Source organism: Okeania sp. SIO2B3 (assembly GCF_010672525.1).
In the GTDB taxonomy this organism is placed as follows: domain Bacteria; phylum Cyanobacteriota; class Cyanobacteriia; order Cyanobacteriales; family Microcoleaceae; genus Okeania.
Genome location: NZ_JAAHGH010000011.1, coordinates 127,571 through 151,842, shown reverse-complemented (window position 1 = coordinate 151,842; position 24,272 = coordinate 127,571). Strand labels below are relative to the sequence as shown.

Annotated in this window: 19 protein-coding genes; 5 read left to right on the top strand and 14 right to left on the bottom strand. The window is 38.6% G+C overall.

Going from position 1 to position 24,272, the window contains the following annotated elements; translation table 11 throughout:
* Nucleotides 1-302 precede the first annotated feature (302 nt).
* Both F6K15_RS12930 and F6K15_RS12925 read right to left on the bottom strand, forming a co-directional pair.
* Nucleotides 303-1,853: a hypothetical protein gene (locus F6K15_RS12930; protein WP_293061363.1), complete on the bottom strand. Its 1,551-nt coding sequence runs from the start codon at nt 1,851-1,853 to the stop codon at nt 303-305.
* A complete protein-coding gene (locus F6K15_RS12925; RefSeq protein ID WP_293061361.1) occupies nt 1,846-2,325 on the bottom strand; it encodes a hypothetical protein in 480 nt (159 codons plus the stop codon). The genes F6K15_RS12930 and F6K15_RS12925 overlap by 8 nt, the downstream gene beginning before the upstream one ends.
* Nucleotides 2,326-2,551: 226 nt before the next feature.
* Between F6K15_RS12925 and F6K15_RS12920 the strand changes: the two genes are divergently transcribed.
* A complete protein-coding gene (locus F6K15_RS12920; RefSeq protein ID WP_293061359.1) occupies nt 2,552-5,854 on the top strand; it encodes a CHAT domain-containing protein in 3,303 nt (1,100 codons plus the stop codon).
* 166 nt (nt 5,855-6,020) lie between these two features.
* Here F6K15_RS12920 and F6K15_RS12915 read toward each other — a convergent pair whose 3' ends face one another.
* From F6K15_RS12915 to F6K15_RS12880, 8 genes are all read right to left on the bottom strand, one after another.
* On the bottom strand, nt 6,021-6,683 hold the full coding sequence (locus F6K15_RS12915) for a Na(+)/H(+) antiporter subunit B (RefSeq protein WP_293061357.1): 663 nt from the start codon (nt 6,681-6,683) through the stop codon (nt 6,021-6,023).
* Entirely contained in the window at nt 6,683-7,243 is a 561-nt protein-coding gene (locus F6K15_RS12910) for a DUF4040 domain-containing protein (RefSeq protein WP_293061355.1), read from the bottom strand. The genes F6K15_RS12915 and F6K15_RS12910 overlap by 1 nt, the downstream gene beginning before the upstream one ends.
* Entirely contained in the window at nt 7,236-7,520 is a 285-nt protein-coding gene (locus F6K15_RS12905; RefSeq protein ID WP_293061353.1) for a monovalent cation/H(+) antiporter subunit G, read from the bottom strand. The genes F6K15_RS12910 and F6K15_RS12905 overlap by 8 nt, the downstream gene beginning before the upstream one ends.
* Nucleotides 7,517-7,768, bottom strand: coding sequence for a hypothetical protein (locus F6K15_RS12900; RefSeq protein ID WP_293061351.1), 252 nt, complete (start codon nt 7,766-7,768; stop codon nt 7,517-7,519). Before F6K15_RS12900 ends, F6K15_RS12905 begins: the two co-directional genes overlap by 4 nt.
* Nucleotides 7,765-8,160: a Na+/H+ antiporter subunit E gene (locus F6K15_RS12895; RefSeq protein WP_293061349.1), complete on the bottom strand. Its 396-nt coding sequence runs from the start codon at nt 8,158-8,160 to the stop codon at nt 7,765-7,767. The genes F6K15_RS12900 and F6K15_RS12895 overlap by 4 nt, the downstream gene beginning before the upstream one ends.
* 458 nt (nt 8,161-8,618) lie before the next feature.
* The gene (locus F6K15_RS12890) at nt 8,619-10,073 is read right to left on the bottom strand and encodes a cation:proton antiporter (RefSeq protein ID WP_293061347.1); all 1,455 of its coding nucleotides are present in this window, start codon (nt 10,071-10,073) and stop codon (nt 8,619-8,621) included.
* Nucleotides 10,070-11,506: a cation:proton antiporter gene (locus F6K15_RS12885; RefSeq protein ID WP_293061345.1), complete on the bottom strand. Its 1,437-nt coding sequence runs from the start codon at nt 11,504-11,506 to the stop codon at nt 10,070-10,072. The genes F6K15_RS12890 and F6K15_RS12885 overlap by 4 nt, the downstream gene beginning before the upstream one ends.
* Before the next feature lie 214 nt (nt 11,507-11,720).
* Nucleotides 11,721-12,059, bottom strand: coding sequence for a cation:proton antiporter subunit C (locus tag F6K15_RS12880; protein WP_293061343.1), 339 nt, complete (start codon nt 12,057-12,059; stop codon nt 11,721-11,723).
* Nucleotides 12,060-12,971: 912 nt separating this feature from the next.
* Here F6K15_RS12880 and F6K15_RS12875 point away from each other — a divergent pair.
* Nucleotides 12,972-13,154 carry a hypothetical protein gene (locus tag F6K15_RS12875; RefSeq protein WP_293061341.1) on the top strand — a complete coding sequence of 61 codons (183 nt, stop codon included), beginning with the start codon at nt 12,972-12,974 and terminating at the stop codon, nt 13,152-13,154.
* A 244-nt stretch (nt 13,155-13,398) separates the two neighbouring features.
* Nucleotides 13,399-13,572, top strand: a complete 174-nt coding sequence (locus F6K15_RS12870; protein ID WP_293061340.1) for a hypothetical protein — start codon at nt 13,399-13,401, stop codon at nt 13,570-13,572.
* Between the two features lie 2 nt (nt 13,573-13,574).
* Here F6K15_RS12870 and F6K15_RS12865 read toward each other — a convergent pair whose 3' ends face one another.
* The 3 genes from F6K15_RS12865 to F6K15_RS12855 form a co-directional block, all read right to left on the bottom strand.
* The gene (locus tag F6K15_RS12865) at nt 13,575-15,686 is read right to left on the bottom strand and encodes a TIGR00300 family protein (protein ID WP_293061339.1); all 2,112 of its coding nucleotides are present in this window, start codon (nt 15,684-15,686) and stop codon (nt 13,575-13,577) included.
* Between the two features lie 535 nt (nt 15,687-16,221).
* The gene (locus F6K15_RS12860; protein ID WP_293061337.1) at nt 16,222-17,103 is read right to left on the bottom strand and encodes a hypothetical protein; all 882 of its coding nucleotides are present in this window, start codon (nt 17,101-17,103) and stop codon (nt 16,222-16,224) included.
* Nucleotides 17,104-17,475: 372 nt separating this feature from the next.
* Nucleotides 17,476-17,850 (bottom strand): hypothetical protein, encoded by a 375-nt coding sequence (locus F6K15_RS12855; protein ID WP_293061335.1) that lies wholly within the window; start codon nt 17,848-17,850, stop codon nt 17,476-17,478.
* 881 nt (nt 17,851-18,731) lie between these two features.
* On the opposite strand from F6K15_RS12855, the gene purC reads away from it, so the two are divergent.
* Nucleotides 18,732-19,460 (top strand): phosphoribosylaminoimidazolesuccinocarboxamide synthase, encoded by a 729-nt coding sequence (gene purC, locus F6K15_RS12850; RefSeq protein WP_293061333.1) that lies wholly within the window; start codon nt 18,732-18,734, stop codon nt 19,458-19,460.
* A 79-nt stretch (nt 19,461-19,539) separates the two neighbouring features.
* Nucleotides 19,540-23,517: a BamA/TamA family outer membrane protein gene (locus F6K15_RS38335; RefSeq protein WP_363267863.1), complete on the top strand. Its 3,978-nt coding sequence runs from the start codon at nt 19,540-19,542 to the stop codon at nt 23,515-23,517.
* Nucleotides 23,518-24,046: 529 nt separating this feature from the next.
* On the opposite strand, the gene F6K15_RS12840 is transcribed toward F6K15_RS38335, so the two are convergent.
* Nucleotides 24,047-24,250, bottom strand: coding sequence for a hypothetical protein (locus tag F6K15_RS12840; protein WP_293061331.1), 204 nt, complete (start codon nt 24,248-24,250; stop codon nt 24,047-24,049).
* Between the last annotated feature and the right edge of the window lie 22 nt (nt 24,251-24,272).

Sequence of the window (24,272 nt, the reverse complement as noted above, 5' to 3'; positions counted from 1 at the left end):
GTTGAATACTTACACTTTGGAGGAGGTAAGGCAGAAGGCATCCCCCCTACCCCCCCTTTGAAAGGGGGGAAAAGGCAGAAGGAAAGAAAAGGTTAGAAGGGAAAAGGTTTTTTTATCACTGATTATCCGGACATGGTATAACTTCTATAAACCCGGTTTTTTATGACCAAAAAATGAGGTTAATAGCCTCCCCTTTTAAGTAATGGTGTATGATATGATATTTTGCGTAAGTCCTGTTGTGGTTAATTAATGCAACCTGTCTAGGGACGTTGCATCCAACATCCCTACTCTAATATTTTCAGTTATCGCCGAGAACGTTGCTCCCATTTTTTTGCTATATACAACCATAGTTTAACTCCCACTATACCAATCATGCTGGCACCCAAACTAAATACAATTGAGATTCCTCCTGCTAACCAGGGTTCGGGTACTGAATATTTAGACAGAAACTTGCCTACTGGATGATGACTAGCTTTGGCAGTACCAATAACATAAGGAAAATGACCAGAAATGGAGGCAATGCTGGCACCTGCACCTAATCCCACACCGATAATGGCGACGAGTTCTTGAAAGTGGCGATCGCTCTCTGCTTGTTCTATTTCTGTGATGCCACGAATGGAGTTTATTAGGTCTTCTAATAGTTTTAAATTGGGGCTGAGATTGGCATAATCTTTTTGCATTTGTAGCTGATATTTTTCGGTTATTTCTTGAGGGAATTTTTCGATAAATTTGAGGTCGGTTGTGACTCCGGGGGTGGTTATAAAACGAGCTAATATTGATGAAATATCTTCTCCATTTATTGTGAGTTTGGAAAGTTGGGAAATTGGAGTGGGAATGTTTTCTGGTAAGAGATTTTCCAGGGCTTTTGATGTGGCTTTTTCTCTGATTCTATCTAAGCGTCTTTGGTAGTTGAGCAGATTAATTTCTATGGTGCGGATTTGACTGTCGAAATAGCCTAAGTTAATTGAATAGTTAGATAAAGTTGTTTGAGATTTTACTAATATTTTCTGTAGTGGTTTGAGATTTAAACTAGGGTTTTGATATTTCTGGATTTCTTGGATATATTGTTGAATTTCTATGGCAGATTTTTTGAGTAATTCTTTCAGATAGCGACTCTGAGCATAAGCCCATAAAATTTTGTGCAGGTAACAAAGTAAACGGAGCAAATCAAAGTTAAATTCTGCTGCTTTTTTGGCTGTTTGTTCGTTGGGATAGAGAGAAATTATGAGATGATTATTTTTCTGGATTTCTTCAATAGTTGGTGGTGAGGAAAAATCTATATTTTCTGACATGGTAATGCGGTATTGTCGTAATTCAAAGATTGTTCCTCCTAACAGTTTTCCTTGACCTTGCAAATCTTTTTCCCAGTCGAAGCCAAGATTTAATGTTTCGCAGCATTGTTTGGCGATTTCTTCTGGGTTTTTGTTATTAGCTAATTCGGCTAAGACTAACCAAGTTTGTCCGAGATTTCCTGTTTGAATTTTGCCGGATGAATCTTTGAGTTTGGCTTCGATTTGGTTTTTTAGTTGGGCGATGCTATTGGTGGGATGACGAGTTTTATTGTTAGGAAAAGAAGTGGCTATTAATAGTCCATAAGTATCATTTATTCGGACAGGATAATAATAGCCTTCGTCGGGAATGTCGTCGCGAAAATACTCAATTTTTTGTGTCAAAAGTTCGAGGTATTCGGTTTCTATTACGCCGTCGAGTTTGAATAGGGAATTATGCAGATGTTCGGGTAATTTGGATGCAAATGTTTTGCGATTATTTTCTAAGTCTTCTTTGCTTTCTCCTAAACCTTCTCGGAGGTCGTAAAGAAATAGAAATAGGTTAGGATAGATGAGGTCAGTCATTTTTTGAAGTAGGCTGGTTTAGGAATTGGGAAAGTCTTTCTAGAAAAGAGAGTTTTTTAGCAGTTTCTTCTGGTTTTTCAGTAGGAAGAACTTTGACACTTAGATTGAAAATTTCGTTGCTTTGTTTGTTGGGTTCGCCTTCACCATAGGGGAGATGAGCGCGTGTGCCACCCTTGCTTTCTGGAGGTAGGACTTTTTCTAATTCGGCCTCAGTGGGCATCAAGTCAAAGGGAATTGGGCGATCTAGGGCATCCAGTTTGGTCTTGGCCTGCTGATATAGTTGGTTGAGTGCTTGATTAGCTTTGATGATGGCCATCAATTTCTTTTCAGTGAAATTCCAGTCGTTGGGGTTTTTTTTCAGTTTTTGGCTTATTTTTGCCAATGCCTCCCGTTCGTTTTCGCTGAGGGGGTTTTCGAGGTTTTTCAAAGCTAATAAAAAAGCAAGTAAAGTATTGTCAGTTGCTATATTCATAAGTCCAGATAACTAAGAGGTTCAAATAAACTTGCTCCACCGCAAAAGAGTGGTGGATACTAGAAGAAATATTCAGAAAAATTAGTATTAAATCCGGATAATTTGTCGTAATACAGAAAATTGGGTTGGGCTGTAGCGCCACCTGACAAAAACCTATGTTTGTTGGGCTGATTTTCCTTGAGCACAACCCATTTTTGACCAGTATTTTCCTAGGCTTAATATCACTATGGAACAAGAATTTATCGATTTAATAAAGCAACTGCTTGCCTGTAGAAATCAGGAAGAAGTTAACAAAGTTTTAAGTACCAATCAACAACTAATTGTGCCGAGCTTATTGCCAGTAATGGCGCAGGCAGCAGAATACCTCGCGAACAATGATAATTTTGATGGTGCAAAGTTTCTGTCGAATCTAATCCTAAAATTAGGCATCTTTTTAGGTAATTCCCAAAAAGACTCTACAATTAGAAAAGAGACGGCAAATGTTTTGTTGGAGATAGGTGTGAGATGGTCTCAAACAAGCCTATTTACTTTCACCTTCCAATGTTGCCAACAGACAATTACTATCTTTCGCGAAATCAAAGACCGTATGGGAGAACTAGCTTCCTTCGAGGTTTTAGGTGTTACTTACGGTTCACATGGGCAATATAAACAGGCGATTGAGTGCCATCAACAATGCTTAGAAATTACGCGAGAAATCAAAAACCGTGAACTGGAAGCAGGTGCTTTGGTAAATTTGGGTCTTTGTTACACTTTACTAGGACAATACCAACAAGCTATTGAGTTCTTCCAAAAGGCATTAGAAATTGCTCAATCTCAAGAAATCAAAGACCGTGAATTGGAAGCGGAGGTTCTGGTAAATATAGGTATTCCTTACCGTTATCTAGGACAATTTGATCAGGCGATAAAGTTTCACAAACAATCTTTAGAAATTGCACGGGAAATTACATACCATAAAATAGAAGCAGGTAGTTTAGGCAATTTAGGTATTTGTTACCTTGTTTTAGGACAGTACGAACGGGCGATTGATTTCCTCCTACAACAATTAAAAATTGCACAGAAAATCGGAGACCGCCAAGGAGAAGCAAATGCTATAGCAAATTTAGGTCTTTGTTATCTTTGTTTAGAAAAATACGAACAGGCGATTGAGTATTTTCAAATTGCACGAAATACCTCAGACCCTAGAGGACAAGCAAAAGCTTTGGGAAATATAGGTTTTGCTTACTCTAAGCAGGGAAAATACGAACAAGGGATTGATTTTCTCCAACAGCAATTAGAAATTGTCCAAAAAATCGAAGACTTTCAAGGAGAAGGAAGTGCTTTGGGGAATTTAGGTTTTGCTTACTCTTCCCAAGAAAAATATGAACAGGCAATAGAGTTCTACCAACAGTCTTTAACAATCGCAGAAAAAATTGAAGATCGGCAAACAGAAGCAGTAGCTTTGGGAAATTTGGGTACCACTTATTATTACTTAGAGCAACACAAACAGGCGATCGCTCATCTCCAAAAATCCCTGAAGATCGCAACTCCCAAAACAATGCCTGTAGATTGTGCCAGAAATGCAGACTCTCTAGGTTATTTATTCTTTATTCAAGGCAACTGGGAAGACGCTATCAAAGCTTACACCCAAGCCATAGAAGCAACAGAAATATTAAGAACTGGGAGAAAAACCGACAATAGCCGCCAAGAAATCCTCAAAAATGCCATTAGGGTCTATAACAACATCATCCAATCCTTTGTCAATACAGGGCAATACGCCCAAGCTTTAACATACGCCGAACAATCTCGCAACCGTCAGTTAGTTGATTTAATGTATAGTAAAGATATCTATTCTCAAGGAGAAACGCGCCCAGAAGTTATCAAGTTATTGCAGCAATACGAAGAGATACAACGACAACTAGATAATTTGCGATTTAATAACAAATCCCCCAACTACTACCAAGGAACTCTTGATACTACTAACTCCAGACAAATAAGCGCTTCCTGGCAAGCAAGGAACGACCGCATCACCACCTTAGAAGCAGACAAACAAAAAATTTACCGCCAAATACGCAAATTTGATGAAGTATTAGCAGAAGGTTTGGCAGTAAACCCCTTGGAATTAGACAAATTGCAAAATCTGGTGCGAGATAGGGCTACTACGGCCATTGTAAGCTTTTTTAGCACCTTAGAAGACACCTACGCTTTTATACTTGTAGGTAATCGCGTAGATTTACATCATTGCGGGCATGGCCTCGACGACTTGCAAAGATGGTTGTTGGAAAACTGGTTCGAGCCTTATGTTTGGTCTGGGATGCCTGAAAGCGATCGCCCACCCTCATCACCAATAGTAGCAGCGAAATTGTTAGGATGTGACCCCAACACAATCGACTCTGTGGACCCAGAAATAGACACAGTGACGGTCTTCTTTAAAGACGGTAGTAGCCAGTCTTTAGATGAATCAGAATTTGAAAAATTAGAGTCAACCTACTTGTTCTGGGATGAACAAATGCCATCAAACCTCAAAGAAATTAGTCAGCGGTTGCAGTTAGATAAATTAGTAGAGAAATTAACAGGCATCCAAGAATTGATCGTCATACCCCACTTGTACTTACATCAAATCCCCTTCGCTGCCTTACCCCTAGCAGATAACAAATATCTCGGCGATCAATTCCTCATCCGCACCCTGTCTAGCTGCCAAACCCTCGACTTCTGCACCCAACGTCCGCCCATATCCACCCCAACCCCCGCTTATGGTATCGTCGAAAATACCCGAGAAGATTTGCCATTCAGCAGTTTTGAAGCTCAAAAAGTCGCACAAATATATAACACTGATAAATATCTCCAAGGCAACAAGGCAACCGTCAGCAACTACAAAGAATTATTAAAGGAAGTACAAGGATTATTATCCAGTCATCACGCCAAATCTCGCTTTGACAACAGTCTGGAGTCAGAATTAACCTTAGCAGATGGCAGGATTACATTGAGCGACTTATTATCTCCCGCCTTCCGCTTCCCCGACTTAGACGAAGTATTCCTCTCGTGCTGCGAAACCAATCTCGGTACCACAGAAATCACCGATGATACCATGACCTTAAATACAGGTTTTTTATGTGCAGGTGCCAGGGGTGTAATTAGCTCGTTGTGGGCAGTAAATGACTTAGCAACATCATTGTTTTCCTTTTTTTATCATCAAAAACGAAAAACTGGTTTTAATCGTCCCCAAGCGTTGCAAAAAGCTCAACAAGATTTACGGCATTTAACAGGGAAGGAGTTTGAGAGGGAATATTATCAAGAGTTAGAGCAGTTGCTGAATAAAAAATTACAGCTAGCATCTCAGAAGAAAGCGGCAGCAAAACAAAAGCTTGATGGTTGTGCCGAAAATGCTCCAGAGTATCAACAGTTGCAGTTTGAATATGAGGAGCGGGAGCGAGTGGAAAAAAAGATATCGAAAATAATTAAAGAGGAACCATTAAAAAAAGCCTGTCAAAAAGAGCATCCATTCGAGCATCCCGAATATTGGAGTGGGTTTATTTGTGCGGGTTTGCGTTGATGATTTTTTGGGGAGATGGGGAACCCACCCCTAACCCCTCCCAGGAGGGGAATGTGGGGAGATGGTTAGAGAGGGATTTGAAAAAGGTACTTTTGATCAACGGATTTGGTACAATCTTCTAACTTCTGACTTAGTTCCATCCCCCCATCCCCCCATCTCCCTACCTTCACAACAACCCCCGATAACGAATAAACAATAAAATAACTGCCCAGGAACCCAATGCTACTTTTAGTGCCACTAAAATATTAAGTATCGGCATAATGCCTCCACTAACAAGGGTACCTAACTCTCCTTTAGGTAATTCCAATCCCATCAGAGTTATAGCTGCCAATACAATAAATATTAAAACCGAAACCTTTTCCCAAGTAGCAGCATTCCACTTTTTATAGATTTTCTCCATCTGTTCGGATGATGAAGTAATAGCAATCAAACCAATAGCAGTTCCTCCAGCAACCCCTGCCGCAAACCCACCACCAGGACTCAGATGTCCCCTAATTGCTAGCTCAATACTCACCAACGCGGTAATAGTTGCTCCCAGACGCGCTAGGACAATTGAAGGTTGATCGCTAAATTGATAAACTTTTTCAGTGGGTTTCTCATTTGCGAGGAGAAAACCCACGCCCAAAATAGCGATCGTAAATACCACTACTTCAAAAATTGTATCGTAGAGTCGATTTCTAAAAATGATGCCAGAAACTGCATTTGGTACTCCACTATCTTCTACGATCGCTCCTACAATAGAAATTTCTTCCCATTCTGCTTGTGGGTTTGGCATAACTAACACTTTGATGAACAATGCTATTCCAGCTATAAGATAAACCCATTTCATTAATGTTTTCCCTCCAAGTTTGGTACAGTTATGTATGTCACAGTTGTTTTTGATGAAGTTAGTTCGGTTTGCATAATCTCAAAAAGACGATGCACTCTAATGCTAGTTTGATAAGTGGGTTCGTTATCTGGTTCTAATTGTTCTGACTGACTACAGATAGCGTGAACTTCTTTACCTATCAATGCCCATTCTAAAGCTTGTTTGTTGGGATATTCAACTAATTCCAGACGCAAATGATATTTATCAATAGTTTGTCTGATTTTAGAGATTAATTTAGTAAAACCACTGTCTGTTTCTGTCTCTACCTCTTTAACTATTCCCAGACGCATTACTAAAGAGGAACGAACTGCCACAACATAAAGAGTAATAGCTAACATTGTACCGACTAAAGCTTCAGTTAAAGCTACATCTGCAGCTCCTAAAACTGCATATACCAAAGCTGCTACTGCTCCTAAAATGGCTCGGATAATTAAAGCATTATAGGGATTAACTTGAAATACCAGTATCAAAGCTGATAATGGTAGTAGAGCAATGATGACATAAACATAACTATCAATCATTTTTTCCTCCATTACCACTACTAGAGCAATATGCTAAAACATATCCCAAAACCGTATTCCAAATTGCCAAAGTAATCAGTGCTAGGAGCAATAACGGCCATTCAACAGGAATTTTGAGTAGTAAACCGACAACAATACTCATCGACCCAAGGGTATCCGCTACTGAAAGACTATGGAGTTTAAATAAAACCGATCTATTCCCGAGCAGAGGGAATGTTCCCCAGAACCAGAAGATAATTCCGATAACTATCAAGCTATAACTTAAAATGTCAATCATACTTCGTTTAACCTTTTGATTAAATTTGCCAGTAGCATTAATCCCGCATTACCCACACTCAGAATGATAACTGCAACTACTCCAATTGACCAATCATCTCGCAAAACTGATACCACCAACATCATAATCGAGGTTTTGGTAGCAATACTAGCAAAGGCGAGTACTTTCTGCCAAATATTATTATCCTGCCAAGCTTCATAAATGGGTATGAGCAGAGCTAAAATCATAGAAATCAAAACATAGTTCATTTGTTTTTCCTCCGTTGCACTACGTGTACTTCATACCAACCTTGTTCGTGGTATTTCAAGACAATGCTTTTAGGGGTGAAAGTAATCAAAAATATATCCAGAAATATCAATCCTGGCGTTCGTTTTGGTTTAACTTTTTCGCAAACCAATACTTCATCATTATGGGGGCGAAGCATAATTTGTATTGCTTCTATATAGGCCTGGGGAATTGCGACCACAATTTCCCATAACACGTCTAACCAATCTTTTAGAGCGCCTAATGATTTACGACTGCGGGGTAATAAAAAGGCGATACTGACACCAATGATAATATTTGCCAGACTAAAATCAGCGGTAAGTAAAAACCATATTGTCAGTCGTAATATTATATTGAAAAATGCAATTGCGTCCATACTATTCAGTAATTAAAAAGTAATCAGTTATAACTAATTTCTGCTATAATAAACTTTTATGCCGTTAAATTTTCAATTTCAAAGCAATGATATCACCTGGACTTATGTGGGAAAATATTGCATTCATTTTGTTACTCATACTTACCTTAGTTATCATATGACAGTTCTCAATCTACATCTTTGAAAATTAGGTTGAAGTACCCGTAAAACAAGCGTAAAATTTAATTTTCAGATAAGTCTAACGATCATAAGTGTTGACTGTTAAGAAAATTAGCTCAATTGATGGCCAGACTAAAATCAACGGTAAGTAAAAACCATATTGTCAGCCGTAATATTATATAGGACTTACGTAACTGCAAAGTATTTTCGTCCGAAGCTACCGACAGGGTTTGCGCAGCAGTCCGGAACAGAAAGCAATCTCAAATCTTAGTTTTTCGTATCTCATGGGTAAGTCCTGATTATATTGAAAAATCCGATTGTGTCCATACTATCCAGAAAAGTAAAATTAACATGAAGCTCATAAACCCAATCAGATGGTCAAATTCTTCGACCACACGGGGAATTTTAATCGCCAACTTCTTAAAAATAAATAGATATGCTAGCCAACCAATAGCTATACTTACCAGAGGTTTAATTATATTCTTTAGGGTGTAAGCCTCATAATAAAAAGCATTTGCCACAATTAATCCGCCGAGTAAGACCACTATTGCCCACCAAAAACCCAGTTTGACTTTGATTTTTTCCTCGTTTTCCTGGTGGGGGAGAAAAATGAATTTCGCAAAAGAAATAGCTGTTCCCACAGCAGCAATATTCATCCCAACAACCTGCCAGGGTAACAGATTTTTAGAGGTTAACACTTTTGCCCCAAAACCAGACAAAAGTGGGAAACCAGAGATAGAAAAACTAGCGATAACTAAAGCAACCCAAATCTGATTATCAATGGGTTTATACTGCAATTCTTTAAAATTACGGCTTGGTAGAACCCCTGCAATTAAAAACAAAGCAGATTTAACTAAACCGTGGGTCAAAGCATAGAAACCAGCTACTACTGGCGCAGCAAGCACAAAACCTAACTGCGAAATAGTATGAAATGCCAGCATCCGTTTAGTATCTTTTTCAAATACAGCATAACCCACCCCTAAAAGTGCTGTACTCACACCAAAAAATCTCACTATCGGATCGATTTCCTCTAACATTAACGCACAACGCACTAGAGGAAAAACACCAGCTTTGACCACAACTCCTGACAACATTGCTGATACAGGACTCTGTGATTCGGAGTGGGTTAAAGGCAACCATAACCCTGAGACAAAGATACCACCCTTGGACAATAATCCCAAAAATATGAGGGCGATCGCTTCAGGAGGCGAACCGCGCAAACCAGCAAAATAAAAGGAATGATGTGCCTTATATACCAGTACCGCTCCTACCAAATAAAACAGCATTGCCGTATTGCTGACAAACAGATAGCGCAATCCTACCCAAATCGATCTATCTGTACGCGGATAAGCTACCAGGAGGAACGCAGCAATACCGATCACCTCTAGTGCTACATACACGCTCATAAAGTCTGCACAGATAAAAGTAGCATTAACGCTGCCATGCAGAATCACTATTTGCATATAGAAAAAAGCAGTTTTTTCGCTACTCCAACAGTAAAAAATAACTGCGAGTGTCACTATAGCATTAGTGATGATAAAAAAGCCACTCAGTTGGTCGATGATTAAAGTCACACCGAAATTATCGAGTAACTGTATGTTCAAAGGAGACTGTTCTACAAAGATCGCCAAGGCATAGTTAGTTGAAACCAATGCTATCCCCAGTGCGAGAAAGCGGTCTAGTTTGGGTAATAAATAGATAACGAAACCAATAAAAAAGGGTAATGCCATCCAGATGATCGTAATATTGGTCATATCTGCACCATCCAGAAAACGATAATCAACATTAGACTCATCACCCCAATCAAATGATCGAATTTCTCGACCCCACGAGGGAATTTAAGAATTAATTTCCTAAAAATCAAAAGATATGCCAACCAACCAATACTAATAGTTATTAGAGGTTTCAGTATATTACTTAAGGTATAAGCTTGGTAATAAACAGCATTTGCTACAATCAATCCGCCGAGTAAAATTACCATCGCCCACCAAAACCCAAATGATACTTTCCCTTTTTCTTCGCTCTTTTTGTGGGGGAGAAAGATAAATTTGGCAAATACAATTGTTGTTCCTACTGTAGCAACATTCATTGCTACAACCTGCCAAGCTAATAAATTCTTGGAGGTCAATATTTTAGCCCCAAAACCAGACAATAGAGGAAAACCGGAAATTGAAAAACTAGCGATCGCTAAAGCTATCCAGATTGAGTTCTTGAGCGGTCGGTCTTGCAACTCCTGAAAATTACGACTGGGCAAAATACCTGATATGAGAAACAGTGCTGATTTCACCAATCCGTGAGTCAATGCATAAAATCCTCCTACTTCTGGCGCGGCCATAATAAAACCCAATTGAGAAATGGTGCTAAATGCTAGGGTACGCTTGGTATCTTTTTCCACAATGGCATAACCTACTCCTAATAATGCTGTCGTCACACCAAAAATTCTCACTATTGGATCGATCTCCTCTAAAAATAGGGCACAACGCACTAAGGGAAACACTCCAGATTTGACCACAACTCCTGATAACATTGCTGATACTTGACTCTGTGATTCTGAGTGGGTTAAAGGTAACCAAAATCCTGAGACAAAGATACCCCCTTTAACTAATAATCCTAGAAATATCAGAGCAACTGCTTCAGGAGGCGAACCGCGCAAACCAGCAAAACTAAAGGAATGATGTGCTTTATATACCAGTACTGCTCCTACCAGATAAAACAGCATTGCCGTATTACTGACAAACAGATAGCGCAATCCTACCCAAATTGATCTATCTGTACGCGGATAGGTAATGAGAAGAAATGCACCAATACTGATTACTTCTAATGCTACATACAAACTAATAAAATCTGCACATATAAAGGCAGAGTTGACACTACCATGCAGAATCACAACTTGCATATAGAAAAAAGCAGTTTTTTCGCTACTCCAACTGTAAATAATAACTGCGAGTGTTACTATAGCATTAGTGATGATAAAAAAGCCACTCAGTTGGTCGATGGTTAAAGTTACCCCAAAATTATCTAGTAACTGTATATTTAACAGTGATTGGGTTGAAAATATCGCCAAGGCATAGTTAGCTGAAACTAATGCTATTCCCAGTGCGAGAAAGCGGTCTAGTTTGGGTAGTAAATAAATCACAAACCCAAGAAAAAATGGTAATGCCATCCAGGCGATCGTAATATTGGTCATTTCAGTTATCAGTTATCAGTTATCAGTTATCAGTACCGACCGCTGTTTGCGCAGCATGACCTAGGAAAGCAAGAAGCAAGAAAATACTGAAGTTTAGTTTCTCTTGGTCAATTGGATATGGCAAGGTTTCCTCGCCATCCCACCCTACGGGAAGCTACGCTAACGACCGCTTTTCATCCCCTTAAAAGGAGAGGATTTAGACCTGATTTTTTGGTCATGATGGTGTGTTATTTTCTTCGATTGCGCTAGTTTCCAAAGTGGGATTATCTTTTGCCAACTTCATCACACCCACCAACATCAAAGCTTGAATTGAAAAGCCAATTACAATTGCTGTTAAGATAACGGCCTGGGGAACAGGGTCGGAATAAGCAACATTTTTGGTTTTATCCGCAATTGGTGTAAACAAACCATCTAGGGATGCTACTAGCACATAATAGGCAATAACTCCCGTACTCATAATATCCATTGAGACGATTTTCATCACCAGATTTTTCTTAAAGATGATGCCGAAAAATCCAAATAATATGGTTAAAAATATACAAGCTTCTAACATATAAATCAGCTAATTAATTGTTATTTTTTTGCAGGAAATTAATGTTGAATTCACAAAAAATTAATGATTAAATCTCCATGATTAAGGTAATATCATTAATGGATTTCGCAAATAATCAAAGACTTATGGCAGTTGAAATCAACTGATTAAATTGAATTAACATGAGCATATTTGACAATTGCAAAAAATAGATTAGAAAACCTCAGATTCAAGTCATCTCTTCTTTAGTCAATACATAATTAATTTCTATTTCCCTGGCTAACTACTCTTTTTTATTTTCAAGTTATCTAAAATTTATAGCAGTTTGGGCTTAATGAAGTAAAGGGTTCTTAGATGTTCAGCCAATTGCTTAACTGGGATTAAGATTAAGCTATACTACATTAGCTACCAATATGCTATACATTATTAAACATGAAATTGGGTCAAAAGAGAAGAGACATTTAATATGAGTTCTGATAGCTGGTTGGATGAAGTATTAATTCTGCCTTGGGTGCTTAAGAAAAATAAAAATTATTTTTGTTGTGCTTGGTTAAAAGTGGCCAGATTATACCAAATCTCAAAAACTTTTCTATGTTTTCTTGAGGGGGGGAGTAGGGGAATAGTAAACATAAGAATAATTAACACGCTACTTGCTAATAATCGCTTTTCACGTTATTGAATTCTACTAATTACTTAATCATTGAAGTTTTGCATAAGTATAGCATTATTTTTGAGAAATGGTATTAGTATTAATCAATTCAATAAATTAGACATTTTCACTCATTAGCTTCTATAACTTGACGCATTGAGAAAAAAGCTGACTTTAGTGATTGGCCATAACTTTTCTCTTCTTATGAGAATTAGTTCTGATACCAAGAATGAAATCAAGAATGTTATTAATAATAAAAGTCATTGAAAGACTTTACTTAGGGTTTGCGCTTCACTAGTCTTTTAGTAGGGGTAGGAGACAACCCACCCCTCACCCCGACTGTGGAGGGGAAGACAGGAGGAACGGGGAATGAGCGAGCAGGTAGGATTCAACAATTAATAAGGAAGAAGGAAGAGGAAAGAAGGAAGAGGGAAGAGGGAAGAGGGAAGAGGGAGGAAGGCTATTGAGCAAGAAAAAAACCTAAATTTCCTGTAGATATTCACCCTTAGGTTTACACAAACGCGCCCCAACGGACATGATATAACTATCGTCATACAATCTGCTAACGCAAAGCTCCGCTTTATATGTTGCGGAGCAAAACGCCCCTACATATGCTGTTTTCAAGGGAGTTGCATGCGTAAGTCCTGATAAATTTTTTCCCTCCTGACTCGGTCTTTCCCCTCCACGGTCGGGGGAGGGGCGAGGGGTGGGTTGACTCAGTCCTCCTACTTCAAAAGATTTTATACCGATGCTACCAGATTTGATATGACTTATGACTTTAGTGAAACGGTATTAGCACGGGAGCAAGATGCTCCCACTGCCGTGCCTGGTAACAAGAATAATGACAATGCACTACTATTACAATGCACCACCACCAACTTCTAAAGTTATGCTTGAGCTACAGAATAAGGACTTGTCAACTGCTCCAACTGGGCAACCAATAAACTTAGGAACAAACCAACATCAGTCACAACTCCCACTGATTCAATAGAACCGCGATCGCTCAATTTAGTCACCACTGCCGGATTAATATCCACACAAACCATCTTCACTCCAGCAGGTGTCATATTCCCCACCCCAATAGAATGCAACATAGTTGACAACATCAAAACCATATCCGCACCTTTCAACAACTCTGTATATTCTTCCTGTGCCTTAATCAAATCCATCTGAGTATCAGGTAGAGGTCCGTCATCACGAATCGAACCTGCTAAACAGAAGGGTACATTATTCTGAACACACTCATACATCACACCCTTTTTCAAAACACCAGTCTCAACTGCTTGAGCAATGCTACCACAACGCCGAATAGTATTAATAGTCTTCAGATGATGTCGATGCCCACCATGAACAGCAACTCCCTGTTTCATATCTACACCAAGGGAAGTTCCCATCAGTGATTGTTCAATATCGTGAACTGCTATAGCATTACCACCCAACAACGCTTGCACATATCCTTGACGAATCAAATGTGCTAAATGTTCGCTACCACCAGTGTGAATCACAACTGGACCTGCTGTAACTACTATTTTGCCTCCGCGATCGCGAATTTGCCGTAATTCCCAAGCTACTTGTTCGACAACCAATTCTACTCTACGTTCGCTAGAAACGCCAGAAGACATAAAGCTGAACTCTTCTTTATTTCGTTTTTCACGGGATTCTGTTTTGCGGATAGAGCGTAGACCGATCGTATCTACCACAACTTTTTCGCCAATTTTTACATCCCGCAACACTTTACATTTTGCTTGAATCTTACCGTCAGTTTCAGTAATGGCGATCGCTCCATCCATCCTTTGATTTTGTACTCGTATCCACTGACCTTTGACTCTAACTTCAGTAGGATAAATAGTAGATACATAAAAATCATCAGGGGCAACACCATCTTGTTCCACTGACTCCAACTTAGCATCCTCCACATCTTCAGTTGGCACTAATGCACCAATGTCAATGAGTTGACTCATTATTTCTTCCATGACCTCATGGGAAGGTGCAGAAACTTTCACTTCAGCAAGGGAAGTGCTTTGACGTTGTTCTCCGAGATTAAAGTTGAGTACTTTGAAACTACCCCCACCTTCAACTATTAAATCTAAAGCTTGGTTGATCAAACCAGAGTCTAGTAAATGTCCTTCCATACGAATGGTACGACTTTCAACTTGGACAACGGCATAACGATCGGGTATAATTGGCTCTGTAACTCTCAGAGTGAGGCATTTAGCTGCACCGCCTGCTTTGAGAAATTCACTTAGAGGTGTTTCAATGACGTTGAAACCTACTTCGGTAAGGAGTGATTTCAAGCTTTCACTCACCTTGTTCATAATGATGGTTTGGTTAATGTTAACTGCATTGCAGGCAAAGTTAACTGCATCTGCTTCTGCGACAGTTATTCGTTTTTCTGGTGGCACTCGCATTTCAATTAGGCGGTTGGAGTAAGAGTCGAATGCCGGAGGATAGTAAAGTAAGTAACCTCCTGTTAGAGGACAGAAGCAGGTATCAAGATGATAAAAGCGCTCGTCTATAAGTCTCAGTGATAGTACTTCGATGTCGAGCCATTTTGCCAGAAGTGGGTGGGAGTCTAATTCTGAACGAAAACCATATCCTGCCCAAAGATAACGACCTTCTCTATCTAGGAGGGCATCTCCTGCTCCTTCAAAGGGGAGGTCTTTGGGGAGTTCGTGAACGATAAAACCCTGATTTAGGAACCATTCTTTGAAATGGGGTTCTTCTCCTTGACGTTCCTTGTGGTAAAAACGACTGAGAACAACAGTATTTCCCAGAATCAGACCTGCATTGGCAGTGAATACCATGTCAGGCCATCCTTTTTGAGGTGGTACTAGGTCTAAGACCGCGTTTTCTTTAATAATGTCGTGGAGTTTATACCATTGTTCAACGGAGCGATCGCGTGAGGATTTATGAATATTTCCTTCCATCCAAGGATTAATTACATAGTCTACGTCATAGTGGTCAGGGGCACACATCAGAAAGCGAATTGAATCATTCATAATTTATTACCGGGTAGATGTCATTTCAGTTATCAGTTGTCAGTTATCAGTTATCACTACCGACCCTATTTTTTGGTCATGTATATTGGTCCACTGAGTCTATTTATTTGATATAGCACTACGCATATAGGTTAGGGCAATTATCAACACTCAAACGAGTGTCAGGGATTACTTCTAACTTCTGTACGGGCGCCATTCGGCAGCTTTGCGTCAGCAAATGGCCATTTGCCCCTACTTACCTCTGACTTGCGCGTAGCGCCATAGCCAAAGGAAAACCCACTCCCAAAATAATTTAGGAGTGGCATTTTGGTTTGAAAAGGCTAAGACTTTATATTATCACGGTAGCGTTACCATCAAATGGAGTTTGTATGGAAATGAGAATTATCAAAATAATTGGGTCGCGCAACCCCGCCGGAAAATGGCGATCGGGTTTTTGAAGGCTTGCTCAAATTCCCATTACAAAAATAACTTCTGACTTCTGACTTTGTTAATTATCTTTTCCCTTCTGCCTTCTGCCTTCTGCCTTCTGCCTTCTTCAAGCTTCTTCTGCTGCACGCTGTATCAACTTTCTAGCTACAGATTGAGTGCCTGTATGTTGAAAGTAATTTGTGGTTTTATCTAGAAATGCAGCTACAACATCTAAAGCGTCATCGGAAAAGTCGATAAAGCCACCAATTTTGTCAAAAATACTTTCTGGGGTTAAACCAACTGACCCAACCAAGTTATCTATCCACCCTTGAACTGCTCCGAAGGTCTCACTAATAAAGCCAAATTTGTCATCTCCAGGAATGGTATCGCTAATTGCTCCAAAAACTGCATTATCTGCAAAAGCACTTTCACCTTCTCCATCAAGGGTCTCTTGTACTTTTTGCAGGAAGTCTGGACCTAGAGGTATCAAACCATCAAGACAAACTAAAGCAGCCATTCGCATTAGAGATGGACCACTATACTCCTCAGTCAGGTTTGTGACAAATTCTCCTGGATTAAGAATGGGCAGACCATTGAGTTTACTATAAGCTATCAACTCTGCTACAATTTTTAGGCACAGGTCAACAGATTGAGTTGTGTCAGCTTTCGGAGTTAAGTTTCCTAAAAAGCTTAAAAAGGGGATTTTTTCACTGACTATTTCGGCCATAGCTGCTGCTGCAAGAGCGCCGTCTACATTATCAACTAGGTTGTAATACCATATAGCTCCCTGATATCCATTATCGGCATCATTGTATAGCTCGATCGCTTTATTGCGGATATCCATAATTCTGTCTGCATCTGTCTCACCTGTAATTACTTCAATAGTTTTATCAAAACCTACTACATTTTCCCACTCGCCAGGTACTACGAAATCTAGAGCATTGAGTGTTTTTACTGTTAGATTATCACTAGGTAGTTCATCTAGTAATTCAATAATTGAATCGCTCACTTTTGACTCCTTTTGCTTTGTTAGTTGTTTGCGTTGTCGTTCTTGATTTTTGATTCTATATTTGCATTGTCTTCACATTTTCGGTGAGAAAAACTGATTCTTATGACTTGTAACTACATCTCACTTTATATCATGTCTGCATTAATTAGTGAGAAAAAACTTTCTCCATCTTCGTATTCTCTGTTCCGTATAATTAGTTATTTATGAGTATTAAACCGGAGATGGTATTACATTTTTTGATGATTTGACAATAATGCTGCAATAGCGTAAGCGGTGTACAGAAATTTCACAGTTGCTATCGGAAGTATAATCGCGGTAACTCTTAGTCATCCGCGATTTTTCCTAGCAAAATTTATTTGATTTTGGTGAAGTTTAACAATGTCTCAAATAACGACTATATACATAACCATAATAAGGGGATGAAATTCTTGCCCAACCATGACGGTAACCAATAACACGGACATGAGCACCAGGATGTAAACCTCCTATAATTCTACCCCAAGGATGTGTCCTAACTCGCAAGTTGCGATGACGAGTTGCTACTCGACGACAGCTACCATAAGACCTATGACCATGACCATAACGATGAGCTAGTTGCTCTTCAGCTTCAGTGGGGATAGTGATAGACTGCTCTACACTTTTAGTATTCTGAGGCGATCCTACTGCTACAGAAGTAAGACTCATACTACCAATAGCAGCAATTGATAATAAAGTACTCATTGCTACAGATTTTGTCCAATTCATCATCTGTTTCATTCCTCGATCTGATTGCAGAAATTTTGGTCTTTTATTATCCTCTCAGAAAAGAGACTTTCAGGCAAGACATTGAGTATTAATTTTGTTTAATGTGACATACTCCCACACTAACCATTCGGTATAGTGTGGGCTTCTCGCTTCACAGTCCTGCTATTGCATCGGACAAGCGCGTGCTTTAAGGACGGGATGCCCCGCCGCCCTTTTTGCACAGCAAAAAGCTACGCACCTAGTTCCGCAATAAGATTTTACGCTCCCAACAGATTACTAGGATTTATGGGATACAACCCCATATCCTATTTGATTTTCATGGTTCATCACTGGTAGTTGTTAGCTCGCGCTTCCCAGGTTAATACCACTATAACATAAAATTTGTCAATGAATGGGACGTCGAGTCCCATTCATTTACCGCCGATTCATCTCACACTCCTCTTGAAAATTATGGTGTGAGGCTTCTCGACGGTTTAGCTAATCTTATTGTTTGTCTATACCAATCTTTCCACCTGTTAAGATATTGACATTAAGCTTCTACTGTGATATGCACATAAAAGAGTAATTATAGCGCTGTGCGCAGGCAACAGCTCCGGAAGGCAACAGCTCCGGAAGGGGGAATAAATTGCTGATAATATAAGGCTTTTAGCTATTGGACACCTCCTGCAATTTGTAAATATGCCAGCGCACATTGCTATAGTAATAACAATTCACTTTAAGGATGTCACAAATGGTTTCGCTCCTTTAAATGTCAAATAATTGCCTGAAACTATTGTCTTGTCAAAGTTTTTAGCCGATCAAGTCTCACTTCTGACTTCTGAGTTTCGTGAAACGGTATAACGATCGCTCATCGCTCTATTTTTACTTTCTATTCAAGAATTTTTATGTCATCTAATCAAAAGCTTTACGAAGGTAAAGCAAAAATTTTATATACTACTGACGACCCAGAAATATTACTTACTTCTTTTAAAGATGATGCCACAGCATTTAATGCTCAAAAAAGAGGCACAATAACTGGGAAAGGTAGAATTAATTGTACTATTTCTAGTCATATATTTAAACTACTGGAAGCTAATGGTATACCTACTCATTTTATTGACTGTCCTGCACCAGATAAAATGAGAGTCCGAAAGGTGAAAATTTTGCTGATCGAAGTTATTGTGAGAAATATTGCTGCGGGTAGTCTTTGTAAACAAACTGGATTAGCAGAAGGAACTATTTTGAAGTTTCCCTTAGTAGAATATTGCTATAAAAATGATAGTCTTCAAGACCCACTTTTGACACGCGATCGCCTCTTAATAATGGAACTAGCTACCCCAGAACAATTGGAGCAAATACGGACTTTTGCCCTAAAAATTAATGACATTCTCAAAAATTTCTTTAATCAATGTCAAATTACTCTGGTGGACTTCAAAATCGAATTTGGCCTAGATTGGCAAAATAATTTGATTCTTGCGGACGAAATAAGTCCAGATAGCTGCCGACTTTGGGACCAATCTCAAACTGATTCAAATTTGAGAGTAATGGACAAAGACCGCTTCCGTCGCGATCTTGGTAATGTAGAAACAGCATATCAACAAGTCTTAGAAAGGATTTTGGCTCAGACGGGTTGATAACCCTGGCAATGGTGTACAATTTTACAGTTTGTATGAAAAATTTAACTGGTGTGTGGATTGTAGGGGATAGAATAATATGCGGTTGTCTCCGTTCTTAGCGATCATTTTTGCGGCTTCAACAACTTTTGGAATCTCAAAATCTGCTAATGCTAAAATACCGAAGAGTAATTCTGATATAGATAGTAATTTTATTGCTATATCGATTAATTCAAGAAAACAATTTAATAAATTTTCTTCTACTAAATATTTTTTAGAGTTAGGGTCTAATTTACCTTCAAAAAAAGTATTTGGTAGTATTGATAATAATTTTTCTGATATATCTTGGTCAAAAGAAGCAGTAAAACTTGATTTTTATGATTTTATTAAGGTTAGAGAAATTACAAAACCTGTAATTATTGGTAAAAGTTTAAGTAGTAAACACAGTTCTGTTGTTAATAAGGAATTTGCAGAATTTTTCGCTTTCGCTTTAGAAAATTTTGAAAATCAACATATTCCTCAACTATCTCTAATCAATAAAATAGTAGAAACTAAATTAGAACCAAGTATAGATAAACAGTTTGTTTCTGATATTCCTAACTCAGAAATTGTCGAGAATAGCCGGGAAAATTCTGAGGATTTTCAGTTGGCAAAGGGTGGAGAAACTAAATTAGAACCAACTATAGATAAACAGTTTGTTTCTGATATTCCTAACTCAGAAATTGTCGAGAATAGCCGGGAAAATTCTGAGGATTTCCAGTTGGCAAAGGGTGGAGAAACTAAATTAGAACCAACTATAGATAAACAGTTTGTTTCTGATATTCCTAACTCAGAAATTGTCGAAAATAGCCGGGAAAATTCTGAGGATTTCCAGTTAGCAAAGAGTGGAGAAACTAAATTAGAACCAACTATAGATAAACAGTTTGTTTCTGATATTCCTAACTCAGAAATTGTCGAGAATAGCCGGGAAAATTCTGAGGATTTTCAGTTGGCAAAGGGTGGAGAAATTAAATTAGAACCAACTATAGATAAACAGTTTGTTTCTGATATTCCTGATGTAGAAATTGTCGAGAATAGCCGGGAAAATGCTGAGGATTTTCAGTTGGCAAAGGGTGGAGAAACTAAATTAGAACCAACTATAGATAAACAGTTTGTTTCTGATATTCCTGATGTAGAAATTGTCGAGAATAGCCGGGAAAATGCTGAGGATTTTCAGTTGGCAAAGGGTGGAGAAACTAAATTAGAACCAACTATAGATAAACAGTTTGTTTCTGATATTAATACCTCAGAAATTGTCGATAATCAGAGTAAAGATTCTCAGGGTTTCCAGTTAGCAAAGGGTGCAGAAATTAAATTAGAGCCGACTACAAATCAACAATTTGCTGCTCATATTCCTGAACTAGAAATTGTGGAAAATGAGAGGGAAAATTCTCAGGATTTACAATTTGCAAAGGGTGCAGAAACTAAATTAGAACCGACTACAAATAAACAGTTTGATTCTGATATTTCTAATTCAGAAATTGTCGATAATCAGAGTAAAGATTCTCAGAATTTCCAGTTGGCAAAGGGTGGAGAAATTAAATTAGAGCCGACTATAGATAAACAGTTTGTTTCTGATATTCCTACCTCAGAAATTGTCGAGAATAGCCGGGAAAATTCTGAGGATTTCCAGTTAGCAAATGGTGGAGAAATTAAATTAGAGCCAACTACAAATAAACAGTTTGCTGCTCATATTCCTGATGTAGAAATTGTCGAGAATAGCCGTAAAAATTCTGAGGATTTTCAGTTAGCAAAGGGTGTAGAAACTAAATTAGAACCAACTACAAATAAACAGTTTGCTGCTCATATTCCTACCTCAGAAATTGTCGATAATCAGAGTAAAGATTCTCGGGATTTCCAGTTAGCAAAGGGTGGAGAAATTAAATTAGATCCTACTACAAATAAACAGTTTGCTGCTCATATTCCTACCTCAGAAATTGTCGAAAATAGCCGGAAAAATTTTCAGGATTTACAATTGGCAAAGGGTAGAGAAACTAAATTAGAACCAACCACAGATAAAAAATTTGCTTCTATCCTGTCTCAAGAAATTTTATTTAATGGTGAAATTACTCAAAATCAACAGAAATTCACATCAACATTAGACCCATCAGATAATTTGGCCCAAATGCCATCCCCAGAAGAAGAAGTCCCCGAAGAACCAGATAGCGACACCCCACCCTCCGCAATAGAATCAGAAGAATTTACTCTTTCTCAATCACAACCAACAGAACCCTCTACAGAAGAAGCAGAACCCTTAGTGCTAGTCGCCGAAGTTGTAGTTAGTGGAGTAGACGGAGAACTAGAAGACCAAGTTTACCAAGTAATTAGTACTCAAGCTGGACGCACCACAACTCGCTCTCAACTACAGAGAGACATTAACGCCATATTTGCCACTGGTTTCTTCCGAAACGTGAAAGCATTACCAGAAGATACTCCCCTTGGTGTACGAGTAACTTTTGAAGTTGAACCCAACCCTGTATTGAACTCTGTAACAATAGAAGGTTCTCAAGTATTCCCTGAAAGTGAAGTAGACAGAATATTTGGTGAGCAATATGGTGAAACTCTGAATCTGAAAATTTTTGAAGGAGGTGTCGAACAAGTTAACCAATGGTATCAAGATAACGGTTACGTTCTCGGACAAGTTATTGGCGCTCCCCAAGTCAGTGACGATGGTGCAGTTACTCTCGAAGTTGCAGAAGGAGAAATTAAAGATATTCAAGTGCGCTTTGTGAGTGCAGAAGGAGAAACAACAGATGAAGAAGGTAATTTAATTGAGGGTCGTACTCGTGAATATATTATCACTAGAGAAATTCAGCTTCAACCAGGCGATATCTTCCAACGAGAAACAGCAGAAAAAGATATTAGGAGAGTGTTTGGTTTAGGAATTTTTGAAGATGTTACCTTGGGTTTAGAACCAGCACCAGACGATCCTAACAAGGCAAATGTGATTGTGAATATTGTAGAGAAAAGTACAGGTTCTCTAGCATTTGGCGGTGGGGTTAGTTCTGCCAGTGGATTATTTGGTACAGTTAGTTATCAACAACAAAACATTGGTGGTAATAATCAGAAATTAGGTGGCGAGTTTCAAGTAGGTGAACGATTATTACTTGCTGATATTAGCTTTACCGACCCCTGGGTAGGTGGAGATGACCACCGCCTTTCTTACACTGTTAATGCCTTCAGAAGACGGGCAATTTCAGTGATTTTTGATTCTGACGACGAAAACGATCAGCGCGATGTCGATCTGCCTAATGGTGATAACCCACGAGTTATTCGTACAGGAGGTGGAGTTAGTTTCACCCGTCCGTTTATTCCTAATCCATTTGTGGAACCGGAGTGGACAGCTTCTTTGGGACTAAAATATGAACGAGTAGAAATTCAGGATAGTGATGGTGATACTGAACCGAGAGATGAATTAGGTAATAAATTGACTGTTGATGATTCTGGAGAGGACGATCTACTTACTCTGCAATTTGGTATTGTTAACGATCGACGTAATAATCGCCGACAACCTACTTCTGGTAGTTTACTAAGATTTGGTACAGAACAGTCTATTCCTATAGGTTCCGCAGAGATTGCATTGAATCGTTTACGAGCTAACTACAGTTTCTATATTCCAGTAGACTTTACTAAATTCGTTGATGGACCTGAAGCTTTGGCCTTTAATGTACAAGCTGGTCATATAATTGGAGATTTACCTCCTTATGAAGCTTTTCCTCTAGGTGGTACTAATACAGTTCGTGGATATGATGAAGGTTCTGTAGGAGCAGGTCGTACATTCTTGTTGGGAACTGTTGAGTATCGCTTTCCTGTATTTAGATTTCTTGGAGGCGCTTTATTTATTGATGCTGCAACAGTATTTGATAGTCAAAGTTCTGTTATTGGTAATCCTGGAGGTGTGAGGGAGAAACCAGGAGATGGTATAGGTTATGGTGCTGGTATTCGGGTACAATCTCCTCTCGGTCCAATTAGAGTTGATTACGCTATTAATGATGAAGGTGATACTCGTTTCCACTTCGGTATTGGTGAGCGTTTCTAATACTAAGTCCTAATTTAGGCGTTGGTGAATACGTGACGCTTTAGATGGGAATTTGGCAGAGTCTTAAATTTTAAGTAGTACAGTAGTAAGGAAATGGAATACTTAAGCATTTTTAAAGATGCGTGATACCGTTTCACTAAAGTCAGAAGTCAAAACTCAGAAGCGAGTGTGTAATTCTGAGGTTCCCTCAGAATGTAAGACACACTCAAGAGAGTTAATAGATGTTAGTTGAGTTAATAAAAATCATTTAATCTCTGTTATTTTTTACAACTATTTTATATTTAATTTTACCGAATAATTAATAATTAATAATTAATAATTAAATAATTCGCGCCTTGAAGCCTCCTCTTTTAAGGAAAAAAAAAGAAATAATATTTCCTTATCTTCAATCAAGAGCGGTTTTAACCAGAGGTAATTATCAATTATCAATTATCCATTAATTAACTACTTACTGAATAATTTATGCATAATTACCCTCAGTTATTCAAATGATTCTTATGACTTATTAATTCTGAATGATGCTGTATTTCTATTTCTCTTCGCTTTTTCTATCTGTACGACTGTCACCTCGTTTAAATGGCTCTCTCTGAGCAATCAGCTCGGATTGAATTTTGTCTTCAGATTGTAATTTATCTAATTTGACATTAGTTAAATTACTTGTTATTTCTGGAATAATACCGATTACTGCTAATGCAAAATTCACCAAAACAATTGAAAATATTTGTTTGTTCATAACTTTAAAGATTGAGAATAGT